Here is a 12,664-nt window from a genome sequence, read left to right on the forward strand (position 1 = left end):
TATCAACAATTAGTGTGTTAAATTTTACAATTGAAAACAGTTTACGCCCGTGTAGTAGCAATTAGCTATTTAAGCGTGCTCGGTCATAAAAAAATAGCTCATTGACAATGAAAAGTGTTGGCGATAATTTATCAACGCGGTACGGTTTTTTGAAACATTAATCGTTTTTTCGCGGGGATAAATATGAAACTGAAATCACTCATCGCAGCAGCTGTCCTGGGCGCTGCCACCATCGGCAGCGCATATGCCGCGTCGTACACGGTCAACCTGACCAACACCACAGGCAACCTGTGGACGGGCGGCTTCAACGCCACCCCCAGTCCGCTAGGTGTCTTTACCGATACGTTCACCTTTACCCCGGATGCGACCTTCGGTTCGACCGCGCAAGCCTTCCTGGCCAACCTGTCGGTCACGGGCAGCGATGCTTCCTCCATCAACTTCACCAGTGCCAACCTGAACGGCATCGCACTGACGGGCTTTGGCGGCCCCACCGTCTTCGGCTATGCCCAGGGTCAAGTGCTGGCGCCCACCAGCCTGCTCTTCAATGGCCCGATGACGCTGACCGTGATGGGCAGCACCAATGGCGGCAGCTACGGCGGCACCTTCAACCTGAACCTGGCGCCTGTCCCGGAACCGGAAACCTATGGCATGCTGCTGGCCGGCCTCGGCATACTAGGATTCCTGGCGCGACGCCGCAAGCAATCTTGAGCGCACCACCAAAAAGACGCCACGGCGTCTTTTTTCATGCGGCTGCTACACTGGCGCCATGACGACCGATTTTATCTCCACCAGCAACACCGCCTTCAGCCATCCTGGCCATCCGCCGGCCACCATCACCGAACACCGCGGCATCCGCTATCTGCACTTGGGCACCAAGTGGGTGCAGGGCGCCATGCGCCTGGACAAACCCGACGCCATCGAACTCGAATACGTGCAGATGATGATGATGTGGATGCTCTTCAAGGCGCAGCCGAAACGCATCGTGCAGCTGGGACTGGGCAGCGCCGCGCTGACCAAGTTCAGCTACCGCCGCTTCCCCGACGCCAGTGTCACGGCCATCGAGCTCAATCCGAATGTGATCGCCATCTGCGGCGCCCAGTTCGCCCTGCCGCCGAACGATGCTCGGCTCGACGTGCGCGAAATGAATGCGCTCGATTTCGTGCTCGATGCGGCCAACCACGGCAGCGTCGACGTGCTGCAGGTCGACCTGTACGACGAGGAGGCGCGCGGCCCCGTGCTCGACACGCCCGAGTTCTACCAGGCCTGCTTCGACTGCCTGACGGACGACGGCATCATGTGCACGAATGTCTTCGGCGACTTCCCCAACTACGACAAGAACCTGCAGGCGATGGAACTGGTCTTCGACGCCGTCGTCTGGGTGCCGGAACTGGAAGATGAAAACATCGTCGTGCTCGCCTTCAAGAAATCGCCGTCGCTCGATTTCAGCGAACTGTATGAACGCGCCGGCGCCATCAAGAAACAATTCAACCTGCCCGCCAAGAACTGGGTCAATGGCTTGAAGCAGTGGATGCTGGACCAGCAGTAAGGCAGTAGCCGCATCACGCCGGCAGCAGCGCCCCAAGACGGCGTGCCAGGCCATCCATGTTCTCGGCCGGCACCTGCGCATAACCGAGCAGGAAGCCGTTCCAGCCGGCCCGCTCGCCCGTGGCATGGGCGGAGAGCGCCAGCGCCACGATGCCGTCCTGCGCGGCGCGCCGGCTCAGCGCCAGGTCATCCCAGGCGCCATCGTGAAAACGCAGTGCCAGATGCATGCCGGCCGAGCCGCCGTGGATGGCAGCACCGGCGCAGGCATGGCGCTGCAATGCCTCGCTCAAGGCATCGCGGCGCTGGCGGTACAAACGGCGCATGCGCCGCACGTGGCGCGCAAACAGGCCGCTGCGCAGGAATTCGGCCAGCGCCAGCTGCTCGGCCACCCGCCCCCGCACGGCGCCCTGCGCCTGCATCTGCGCGAATGCCGCGGCCAGCGCGGCAGGCACCACGATAAAGGCGATGCGCAACGCCGGAAACATGGTCTTGCTGAACGTGCCAAGATACACGACGGGCGCATCGGCCACCAGTCCCTGCATGGCCGCCAGCGGCGGACCGCCATGCCGGAATTCGCTATCGTAGTCATCCTCGATGATCAGGCTTCCCACCGCGCGGGCGCGCTCGAGCAGCGCCATGCGGCGCGCGGGACTGAGCACGCTGCCGGTCGGATACTGGTGCGACGGCGTCGTGTAGATCAGGCGTGGCGGCGTATCGCGCCAATCGGCGTCGGTCGGCGCGATGCCATCCATGTCGACCGGAATGCCCGCCACCTGCAGGCCGGCGGCGCGCCCCGCCGCCAGCGCGCCGCCATAGCCTGGATGCTCGAGCCACAGGGTGTCGCCCTGGTCGGCAAAGGCGCGCAGGCACACATCGAGGCTGCTCTGCGTGCCATCCGTGATGAACACCTGGCCCGCATCGCAGACGACGCCGCGCGCCGCGCGCAAATGGTCGGCAATGGCCATGCGCAGCTGCGGCTCGCCGGCGGGGTCGCCGTAATTGAGCTGGCGCGGCGACAGCGCGCGCCAGGCGCGATCGAGCATGCGCCGCCATTGCGCCAGCGGGAATTCGTCGAGCGCCGGCACGCCAGGCGCGAACGCGCCCATCGCATCGGCCGGAAACACCAGCGCCGCGTTGACATCCTGTCCCGACACGCCGCGCAAATGCCGGGCGCGGCGCGACAGGCCATCCCGGCCATCGACGGGCAGCGACGCCACCTGCGCGCCGGCACTGCCGGCGACCAGGGTGCCGCGCCGGTCCGGCAGCACGAAGCCTTCGCTGGCCAGCTGCTCGTAGGCGTACAGCACCGTATTGCGCGCCACGCCCAGCTCCTGGGCCAGCACGCGCGTGGCGGCCAGCCGCGTGCCGGGTGCCAGCTGGCCGCCGCGTATCGCCGCGCGCAGGCATTCATGCAGCAGGCGCTGGCGCGGCCAGCCCCGCTCACCGTGCGCGCGCTCGAATGCCGCCAGCAGCAAAGCGTAATCCATGCGATTCCCTCCCCCTTCTCGTGGCTCTAATTTATTTATGCTTGCTGGATCTTTTTTCAGGGCCAGGCAACGATTATAGTGCGCCCTCCCCTCACCGTTCCACAGGATGATTGCCATGACCGTTGCCGCCCTCCCTCCCAGCGCCCGTACCCGCGTGCGCCGCGTCGCCGAACTGGCCAGCTACGAGCAGGCCGCCCTGCACGCCATCGTCGATGCCGCCTACCTGTGCCACATTGCCTTCCGCGATGCGCACGGCAGCCACTGCATCCCCACCGCCTGCTGGCGCATCGACGATCACCTGTACATCCATGGCTCGAATGGCAGCCGCATGCTCAAGCAGCTGCTGGCCGATACCGGGGCTTGCGTGACGATTACCCATCTCGACGCTCTCGTGCTGGCACGCTCGGCCTTCAACCACACGATGAACTACCGCTCGGCGATGATCTATGGGCAGTTTGAAAAAGTGGCCGACACCGGCCAGCAGCATGCGGCCATGGAGGCGCTGATGGACAAGCTGGCGCCAGGACGCCAGACCCAGGTGCGCGGCGGCAGCGCCAAGGAATACGCGGCCACCACCGTGCTGCGCATCGCGCTCGATGAAAGCGCCGTCAAGCAGCGCGCAGGCGGGCCCCTCGATGATGCGGGCGACATGGCGCACGTCGTCTGGACGGGCGAACTGCCGTTTACGCACGGCCGTGGCGCGGCCATTGCCGATGCGCTCAACACCTGCGAATTGCCACCGTATGCCGCCGCCTGGAGCACGGAATCCGCTTGACCGGCCCGCGTGCTTGACCGATGATCGGCGTTGATGGCGATCGCCACCAATTCACCAACCGATCCAATCACGTACGGAGCATATGATGATGAAGCGAGTATCTTCGGCTGCCATCCTGGCAGCCATCCTGGCCTGTGGCGGCAGCGGCGCGGCACTGGCCGCCGACGCGGGCGACGCGGCACTGAAGGCGGCCATCGCCGGCAGTGCGCGCACGCCGGCCAACGCGCTGCGCGACGGCGCGCGCCACCCGTATGAAACGCTGACCTTCTTCGGCATCAGGCCGAACATGACGGTGGTGGAACTGGCGCCCGGCGGCGGCTGGTACACGGAGATCCTGGCGCCCTACCTGCGCGAGCACGGCAAGCTGATCGCCGCTGGCAACGACCCGCAGTCGGCCAGCGAAGGCGCGCGGCGCGGCGCGGCCCGCTTCCAGCAAAAACTCGACGCCAATCCGGCCGCCTTCGGCAAGGTGGAAATCGGCGCCTTCGCCCCGCCCACCACCTACCGCATCGCCCCCAAGGGCACGGCCGACATGGTGCTCACCTTCCGCAATATCCACAACTGGATACCCATCGGCGACGACGGCATGAAAACCCTGTTCAAGGAAGTGTATGACAGCCTGAAACCGGGCGGCGTCTTCGGCGTCGTCGAACACCGCCTGCCGGCCAGCAAGGCGCAGGACGCCACCGCCAGCAGCGGCTACATGCACGAAGCGTATGTGATCAAGCTGGCCGAGGGAGCCGGCTTCAAACTGGCGGCCAAGTCGGACATCAACGCCAATCCGAAGGACAATGCCGAGCACCAGGGCGGTGTCTGGGCGCTGCCACCCACCTATGCCAACAAGGAAGTCGACCGCGCCAAGTACACGGCCATCGGCGAGAGCGACCGCATGACCCTGAAGTTCGTCAAGCCCTGAGTCACTTGAAAAGCCAATGGCGGCGGGCCGATACGGCGCGCCGCCATTGCCTTGTGCGCGCAGCGCGCCTTACAGGTAAATGCCGTACACGCCGCAGGAGCGCGAGACAACCGTGCATTGGCTCATGATGCCTTCGTTACAATCAAACAAGGCTTGCATGCAGGCCTGGCGCGTGGGCTGCGCATAAGCGGTGCCCAGGGCGCCGGCCAGGCCGACAGCTGTAAAAAAGAGAAAGACCGCTTTTTTTACATTGATCATTTTTATGCGATTCCCAAAGAGTTGAGTCGTTATAAAAAGCCATCGGAGACAAGACGCTGGCCGCCCGAAGTCGCCTGTCGGCCGACGCATGTCATGGCATGCAGGGCAGTGGCCTTACACGTGAATGCCATACACGCCGCACAGGCGGCGCACCAGCGCGCAATCGTTTTCATTGCCGTCGGCGAGACAGGAATCACGGGCTTCTTCGCACGTTTCCCGCGACGGCAGCGCATACGCGCTCGAACTGATGGCACCGGCGAAACCGACGGCGGCACAGAAGACAAATACGGCTTTCTTGAAATTGATCATTTTTATCCCGTTAGCAAACAAAGTTCATCGTTATAAAAAACCAAGGCAAAACGCCAGCCGCCAATTTTCATCTATCGGCAGACGTATGGCGCATAAAAATAGTAGCACTAAAGAAAGTTATTAAATACGCAAACAAGAAAACCAGATAACGTTTTCTTTTCACGTCGTTCCATGGAATAAAAACCGGCCTGCAGCAGGTCTGCAGCGCACTTGCCTGGAAAGGGACGAAAAAAAACCGCAGGCCAGGCTGCGGTTTTTGTATCGACAGTTTATTTCTTCGCTTCCTTGGGCTTCACCGGCACCAGGCTCAAATCCTGGAAGTCGTAGCTGAAGTCCGTCTCGGCCGACACGGGCGCCATCTTCACGCGGTCGATGCTGCCGTCCGGATTGAGCGAGAACGTCACATACGCGTCGGCGTTGAAGTTGCGCTCCTTCCAGCGCACGATGAAGGTATCGTGCTGCCAGTGCTCGAGCTCCCCCGTCAGGTCCGGCGTGCGCGTGAAGCTGAGAATGTGCTTCTTGCCCTCGGGGCGGATAGTCACCTTGCCATACCAGGCATCCTCGTACTCGCCGTCATACGACGCCAGCGCCAGCGACGGCTGCGATTTGGCGGCGCGGGCGCTCGATGCCTTGCCCTGCTTTTTCACTTCTTCCGCGTGCTGGTCCTGCTCCACCTTGGCCACCAGCGCGAGCCAGTCCGACGGTGCCGCCTGCAGGTAATGGTCGAGAATGCGCCATTGCAGCGCCGTCATCGAGCCGCCATTTTCCGCGTTGGTGAGAATGGCCACGCCCAGTTTCGCCTCCGGCACCATCACCACGCGCGAATAGAAGCCCTGCAGCGCGCCGCCGTGCATGGCCACTTTCATGCCCTTGTAGTCGCGCAGCTGGAAACCCAGGCCATACGCGCTGAAGTTCGGCTTGGTGGCGGCCAGCGCCGGTTTCGGCTCGGGGATCTTGATCGGCGTCTGCGCCGTCCACATCTCGCGCCCCTGCTTTTCGCTGAACAGGCGCGCTTCCTTGCCGTCCTTGTCCTTGACGCCGGCGATCTTGCCGCCATCGAGCAGCACCATCATCCACTTGGCGATATCTTCCGCGTTGGTGTTGATGCCGACGGCGCCCACGGCGTTCGGCACGGGCATGGATTTGACGGCGGCGATCTTGCCGTCGATCTTGCTGTGCGCGCTGGCGACGTCGGGATTGCCCGCGTTCTCAAGCAGGCTGGTGGTGGTGCCCGTCATGCCCAGCGGCGCCAGGATGCGCTCGTGCATGGCCGCGCCCCAGCTCTTGCCGGCCTTGTCGGCGATGATCTTGCCGGCCACGATATACAGCAGGTTATCGTAGGCATAGCTGTTGCGGAAACTCGTGGCCGGGCGGATATAGCGCAGCTTCTCGATGATCTCGTCGGTGGTGAAGGTGGTGGTCGGCCACCACAGCAAGTCGCCGGCGCCCAGACCCAGGCCGCTGCGGTGCGTCAGCAGGTCGCGGATGGTCATGGCGCCCGTCACGTAGGAATCGTGCATCTGGAAGCCAGGCAGGTGCTTGGTGACAGGATCGTCCCAGGCCAGCTTGCCCTCGTCGACCAGCATGGCCAGCGCGGCGGCCGTGAAACCCTTCGAATTGGAGGCCACTTCGAACAGGGTCTGCGCGTCGACGCCAGCCGGTTCGCCCAGCTTGCGCACGCCAAAGCCCTTGGCGGTAATGACCTTGCCATCCTTGACGATGGCGATCGCCATGCCGGGCACGTCGAACATTTTCAGGGCGCTGGCGACATCGCGGTCCAGGTCGAAGGCCGGTGCGGCCACGCTGGCGGCCACCGGCGCCGCGGTGGCATCGGCGGCAGCAGCCATCGCTGGCAGGGTAACGCTGGAAAACGCCAGCACGATGGCGGCGGCAAGGCGGTTCATCACATGCATGTTCTACACTCCAAAAGTTCAGTCAGCAGGGTTGATATCGTGGCGCCTCAGCGCGCCTGGGCAGCCATCAGCTTGTCGACGCTTTCCTGCGTCACCGGGTGATAGCGTTCGCGCGCCTTCGCGTACACGTCCTTGGCCCAGGCATGGCCTTGCGGCGTCTTCATCAGGGCGGCATACAGCGGCACGACGAACTTCTGGCGGCCCACGCTCATGAGGAATGCCCGCAGCGGCTGCTGCACGTCGTAGCCGGCGTTCACGGAAGCGAGGTAAAAGCGGTAAGCGACTTCATTGTTGCCGCTCTTGCCCACGCCGTAGACCTGGTCCAGTTCACGCAATTGGGCGGCGCTGGCCTTGCCATTGATGTCGTTCAGGAAGTGCATCGACTCGATGGCGATCCACTTGTCCATGCCCAGGTCCTTGGTCGCCAGCCCGCCCTTCAGCCAGGCGTCGCGGTGCTGGTCCAGCAGCGCCAGGCGCGGCGAGACGACGCGCTTGGCGCTGGCCGGCATGCCGGTGCCATACAGCCATTCGTTCAGTTCCGCTTCCGGCATCACGTCCGGATGCTGCGCCAGCAGATTCTTGCGCAGGTAGTCGATGAACTGCGCCGTCGTCACGCTCTGGAACGCATGCTGGTCGAACCAGCCGCGCAGGAAGGGATCGAACACGGCGCGGCCCGCGCGCTGCTCCATGGTCGCCAGGAACCAGGCGCCCTTCGGATAAATGATGCCGTCGTCGGTATACGTTTCCGCCGGATTGGCGTCGGCATCGCGCGTGATCAGCGCCGTTTTCGCGGCCGGCAATTCGCGGATCGAAGCGGCCAGTTCTTCCTGGTCGACCTGCACGCCCATCTGCGCCACTTCGCTGCCGTACAGCTGCTCGACGATGCGCGTGGTGACGTAGGTGGTGAAACCTTCGTTGAGCCACATGTGCTTCCACGAAGCGTTGGTGACCAGGTTGCCCGACCACGAGTGGGCCAGTTCATGCGCGATCAGGTCGACCAGGCTGCGGTCGCCCGCGATCATGGTCGGCGTGAGGAAGGTCAGGCGCGGGTTTTCCATGCCGCCGTAGGGGAACGATGGCGGCAGCACGATCATGTCGTAACGGCCCCAGCCATACGGGCCATACAGCGTTTCTGCCGCCTGGATCATCTTTTCCGTATCGGCCAGCTCGTATTCGGCCGCCTTGATGCGCGGCGGTTCGGCATACACGGCCGAACGGGGGCCGAGTTTGCGCACTTCCAGTTCGCCGATGGCAATGGCGAGCAGGTACGATGGAATCGGCTGCGGCATCTTGAATTTCCAGCCACCCTTGCCCGTGGCTTTTTCGTCATTCTCGGCGCTCATCACGACGCGCATGCCGGCCGGCGCATCGATGCGCGCGCTGTAGGTGAAACGCACGGCCGGCGTATCCTGCGACGGCACCCAGGAGCGGGCGTTGATGCTTTGCGACTGGCTGAACATGAAGGGCAGCTTGCCCGACATGGTTTGCTGCGGCGTGAGCCACTGCAGCGCGATGGCGCCCGGCGCCGTGTGATAGTAGACGCGTACTTTTTCAGGCTGTCCGGTGGTCGTGATACGCAGCGCCTGGCCCTTTTCCGGGTCGGCCTTGTCCAGCTGGTATGGCGCCATCTGCCATGCGCCGCGCTTGTCCTGTACCTGCACCTTGGCGATCGCCAGGTCGCGCGTGTCGAGCACCAGGGTGCGCGCGGCCGGATCGATCCAGTTCAGCGACAGCTCGGCATAGCCGGACAGGGTCTTTTGCTTGAAGTCGGCTTTCAGGTCCAGCTGCAGGTCACGCGTGCGCACCTGGTCGTAACGCGCGTAGCTGAGGGGATCGGCGTGCGCGGCCAGGGTCACCTGGCAGAGTAGCGCACAGCCCAGCGCGCGCAGATAGGTCATAGTTTGCATGGTCGTCTTTTGAATGATTTGCGAAAGCACCGGCAAGTGTGCGCCGGGCGTCGCGCAGAATAGCACTTCCGGCGCCCGCCTGGCAGAAAAAGCGCCGGACTGGCCGGCGCCGTTTCCCTATTTCGCCTCAGGCGCGCCCCCGGCCCTGGCCGGCGGCTTTGCCTCCGGCGCCTTCAGCGGCGTATTGAAATCCTTCATCAGGTTGTTCTTGTCGCGGTCCTGCTTGAACAGTTCCAGGCGCGACGGCGTGATCCTGCGCGGCCAGGCGTTGTTGCTGGTGTCGATATCGGCCGTCTCCCAGTACGGATCCTGCACCAGGCCGACCATCGGTTCATCCGTGACGATCACCTTGCTGACTTTGTGCGGCGAGTAGCGCCATACTTCGGCCGGCACGCGCTCGATGAGCTTCTTGCCGCTTTTCAGTTCGATCTCGAGGATCAGCGGCATCACCAGCCCGCCGATATTCGAAAAATCGACCAGGTACAGATGCTTGCCCTGCGCGCGCTGTTCCAGCATGGTTCTCTCCCATGGTTCCAGCGCTTCCTGCTCTTCCGCATAGCTGTTGCGGTCCTTGTTGGTGACCGTGAATTCATCGTGCTGGTTGTAGAAATCCTTCAGCGCGGGATCCATGTCCACCTTCTTCGGCAGCGCCTTGTTGCGCTGGTCCGAGATCGAGATCGGCTGCGCCGCCTTCTGCGCCTTTTTCCACGCCTTTTCCGTTTCCGGATTCTTCGTGTTCACGCCATATTCGCTGATGCCGTCGATGCTGATGTCGACGGCGTCGGTGGTGTAGAACCAGCCGCGCCAGAACCAGTCCAGGTCCGTGCCGGAAGCGTCTTCCATGGTGCGGAAAAAGTCGGCCGGCGTGGGGCGCTTGAACTTCCAGCGCTGCGCATACTGCTTGAAGGCGAAGTCGAACAGTTCGCGTCCAAGTATCGTCTCGCGCAGGATGTTGAGGGCGGTGGCAGGCTTGTCGTAGGCATTCGCCGTGAACTGCAGCAAGGATTCGGAATTGGTCATGATGGGCACCTGGTCCTGGCTGCGCATGTAGTCGACGATCTTGCGCGGCTCGCCATTCCAGGACGGAAAATGCTCTTCCCATGCCTGCTCGGCCAGGTACTGCAAAAAGGAATTCAAGCCTTCATCCATCCACGTCCACTGGCGCTCGTCCGAGTTGACGATCATGGGGAAATAATTGTGCCCCACCTCATGGATGATCACGCTGATCAGGTCGTGCTTGGTCTTCTTCGAATACGTGATGTCGCCCGTCTTCTTGTCCTTCACGGGCCGCCCGCCATTGAACGAGATCATCGGATACTCCATGCCGCCCACGGCGCCATTGACGGAAATCGCATTCGGATACGGGTAATCGAAACTGTACTTGTTGTACTGTTCGATCGCATGCACGACGGCGCGCGTGCTGTACTGCTGCCACAGCGGATTGCCTTCTTTCGGGTAGTAGGACATGGCCATCACGCGTTTGCCGCCGCTATCCAAGCCCTGCGCATCCCAGATGAACTTGCGGCTCGACGCCCACGCCACGTCGCGCACATTGGCCGCCTTGAAGTGCCAGGTCTTCGTCGCCGCCGTCTGCCCTTTTTCCGCCGCCAGCGCTTCCCCGGGGGTGATGATCAGCAGCGGCGTGTTGCTGTTCCGTGCCCTGGCCAGGCGCTCGCGCTGCGCCGCGCTCAGGACGGCGGAAGGATTCTGCAGCTCGCCCGTGGCCGCCACCACATGGTCGGACGGCACCGTCAGGTACAACTCGTAGTCGCCAAACTCCAGCGTGAATTCGCCGGAGCCGAGAAACTGCTTGTGCTGCCAGCCGACGGCATCGTAATAGGCGGCCATGCGCGGGAACCACTGCGCCACCTGGAAGATCGTGTTCCTGTCATCCTCGAAATACTCATAGCCTGAGCGCTCGACCAGCACCTTCTGGTCATTGATCTTGTATGACCAGTCGATGTTAAAACTGATGCTCTGGCCGGGCGCCAGCGCCTGCGGCAAATCGATGCGCAACATGGTCTGGTTGACCGTATGCGGCAGCGGCTTGCCGTTGGCCGATGTCACGGCCGTCAGCTTGAAGCCGCCATCGAATTCGCGGCCGGCATGGATGGCGCGCAAGTCCTCGAATTTCAGCGCCTCTTCCTCATTGCCGCTGAGCCAGGCCTGGCGCGAGGGCGCGCTCAGCACGCGGCGCTGGTCGGCATCCTTGCGCAAGCCATTCTGGTCCAGTTGCAGCCACAGATACGCGAGGCTGTCGGGCGAATGGTTGTGATAGGTGATCTGTTCGCTGGCCGTGATTTCGCGGCGCGCTTCGTCTAACCGGGCGCGTATCACATAGTCGGCGCGCTGCTGCCAGTAGGCGTGGCCAGGCGCGCCCGATGCGGTGCGGTAGGCATTCGGCGTGGGCAGCAGCTCCTCGAGCTGGCGGAATTTGTCGTCGAATGGCGCGGCCGCGGCGGCGGATGCACCGGGCCAGGAGGCAGACAGCATCAAACACAGGGCAAGCAAGCGGACAAGAACCGGCATGGCGCATTCCATCTGGGAGTCGTGGACAGAACTGCATTCTAAGTCGAGTCTGTTTGCTGATTGCTCATTGTTGTCGGCGCCCCACACACAACGCGCCCGCCCTCCCCACCGGCACTGGCGCGGCCGCCGGCATTGGCGTATGATGCGCCTCGAACATTGGGGAGTAGTCGTCCCGCGGCCATGCCGCAGGAACCTGTATCAACATGATTGGCCCGCAGGCCATGGTGCAGGTGGTTGCAGAACTTGACGAGACCATTGATCCAGGGCGGCCGCATGGGCCGGAGTCGCCCGTGGATCATTGGTTAATTCGTCCGGCCCACGTACCTCTCGCAATCTCATGGAAGCATTCCTCATCTCCACCGGCATCGTCGGTCTCGCTGAAATCGGCGACAAAACCCAACTCCTGGCTTTCCTCCTGGCCGCCAAATTCCGCAAGCCTTTGCCCATCGTGCTGGCGATCTTCGTCGCCACCATCGCCAACCATGCGTTTGCCGCCGCCGTCGGCGCCTGGATCACCAGCATGCTGGGACCGGACGTGCTGCGCTGGGTGCTGGGCGTGTCGTTCCTGGCGATGGCCGCCTGGACCCTGATCCCCGACAAGCTCGATGAAGACGAGACCAAGCTGGCCAAGTACGGCGTCTTCCTGACCACCCTGATCGCCTTCTTCATGGCTGAAATGGGCGATAAGACACAGGTGGCCACGGTGGCGCTGGCGGCGCGCTATCACGACATTTATTCCGTCGTGCTGGGCACCACCTTCGGCATGATGCTGGCCAACGTGCCGGCCGTGTACCTGGGCGACAGGATCGCCAACCGCGTCTCGCTGCGCCTGGTGCACGGCATCGCCGCGCTGGTGTTTGCCGTGCTGGGCGTGGCGACCCTGCTGGGTGCGGGCGCCGCCCTGGGTTTCTGAGGCCCGGCAAAAAATTTCCTATTTACAATGTTCATGTCGATATTTACAATGCCGTCGACATGCACACCGGCGCGCTGATGCCGTACGGCTGGCGCGCTTTTTTAAGGAATGT

10 protein-coding genes and 1 riboswitch are annotated in these 12,664 nt (G+C 63.0%); of the genes, 6 read left to right on the forward strand and 4 right to left on the reverse strand.

Annotated features, from left to right (window positions below; translation table 11 throughout):
- The first annotated feature begins 183 nt into the window (after positions 1–183).
- A complete protein-coding gene (locus YQ44_RS25030; protein ID WP_071325677.1) occupies positions 184–708 on the forward strand; it encodes an FxDxF family PEP-CTERM protein in 525 nt (174 codons plus the stop codon).
- 58 nt (positions 709–766) lie between these two features.
- Positions 767–1,546 carry a spermidine synthase gene (locus tag YQ44_RS25035; RefSeq protein WP_071325678.1) on the forward strand — a complete coding sequence of 260 codons (780 nt, stop codon included), beginning with the start codon at positions 767–769 and terminating at the stop codon, positions 1,544–1,546.
- Positions 1,547–1,559: 13 nt separating this feature from the next.
- Here YQ44_RS25035 and pdxR read toward each other — a convergent pair whose 3' ends face one another.
- Positions 1,560–3,032 carry a MocR-like pyridoxine biosynthesis transcription factor PdxR gene (gene pdxR, locus YQ44_RS25040; RefSeq protein ID WP_071325679.1) on the reverse strand — a complete coding sequence of 491 codons (1,473 nt, stop codon included), beginning with the start codon at positions 3,030–3,032 and terminating at the stop codon, positions 1,560–1,562.
- 115 nt (positions 3,033–3,147) lie between these two features.
- Between pdxR and YQ44_RS25045 the strand changes: the two genes are divergently transcribed.
- The 3 genes from YQ44_RS25045 (at position 3,148) to YQ44_RS29185 (ending at position 5,326) form a co-directional block, all read left to right on the forward strand.
- A complete protein-coding gene (locus YQ44_RS25045; RefSeq protein WP_071325680.1) occupies positions 3,148–3,807 on the forward strand; it encodes a pyridoxamine 5'-phosphate oxidase family protein in 660 nt (219 codons plus the stop codon).
- A gap of 88 nt (positions 3,808–3,895) precedes the next feature.
- Positions 3,896–4,723, forward strand: coding sequence for a class I SAM-dependent methyltransferase (locus tag YQ44_RS25050; RefSeq protein WP_071326749.1), 828 nt, complete (start codon positions 3,896–3,898; stop codon positions 4,721–4,723).
- A gap of 117 nt (positions 4,724–4,840) precedes the next feature.
- Positions 4,841–5,326 (forward strand): hypothetical protein, encoded by a 486-nt coding sequence (locus YQ44_RS29185; protein ID WP_156894976.1) that lies wholly within the window; start codon positions 4,841–4,843, stop codon positions 5,324–5,326.
- A gap of 233 nt (positions 5,327–5,559) precedes the next feature.
- Here the strand turns inward: YQ44_RS29185 and YQ44_RS25065 are convergent, their stop codons facing one another.
- The 3 genes from YQ44_RS25065 to YQ44_RS25075 form a co-directional block, all read right to left on the reverse strand.
- Positions 5,560–7,203 (reverse strand): serine hydrolase, encoded by a 1,644-nt coding sequence (locus YQ44_RS25065; protein WP_071325683.1) that lies wholly within the window; start codon positions 7,201–7,203, stop codon positions 5,560–5,562.
- Between the two features lie 47 nt (positions 7,204–7,250).
- Positions 7,251–9,110 (reverse strand): M1 family metallopeptidase, encoded by a 1,860-nt coding sequence (locus YQ44_RS25070; protein WP_071325684.1) that lies wholly within the window; start codon positions 9,108–9,110, stop codon positions 7,251–7,253.
- 117 nt (positions 9,111–9,227) lie between these two features.
- The gene (locus tag YQ44_RS25075; protein WP_071325685.1) at positions 9,228–11,639 is read right to left on the reverse strand and encodes a M1 family metallopeptidase; all 2,412 of its coding nucleotides are present in this window, start codon (positions 11,637–11,639) and stop codon (positions 9,228–9,230) included.
- Between the two features lie 146 nt (positions 11,640–11,785).
- Positions 11,786–11,955, forward strand: a riboswitch (yybP-ykoY riboswitch).
- Between the two features lie 21 nt (positions 11,956–11,976).
- Between YQ44_RS25075 and YQ44_RS25080 the strand changes: the two genes are divergently transcribed.
- Positions 11,977–12,552, forward strand: a complete 576-nt coding sequence (locus tag YQ44_RS25080; protein WP_071325686.1) for a TMEM165/GDT1 family protein — start codon at positions 11,977–11,979, stop codon at positions 12,550–12,552.
- The last annotated feature ends 112 nt before the right edge of the window (positions 12,553–12,664 follow it).

The sequence above is a fragment of the Janthinobacterium sp. 1_2014MBL_MicDiv genome (assembly GCF_001865675.1).
Taxonomy (GTDB): Bacteria; Pseudomonadota; Gammaproteobacteria; order Burkholderiales; family Burkholderiaceae_D; genus Janthinobacterium.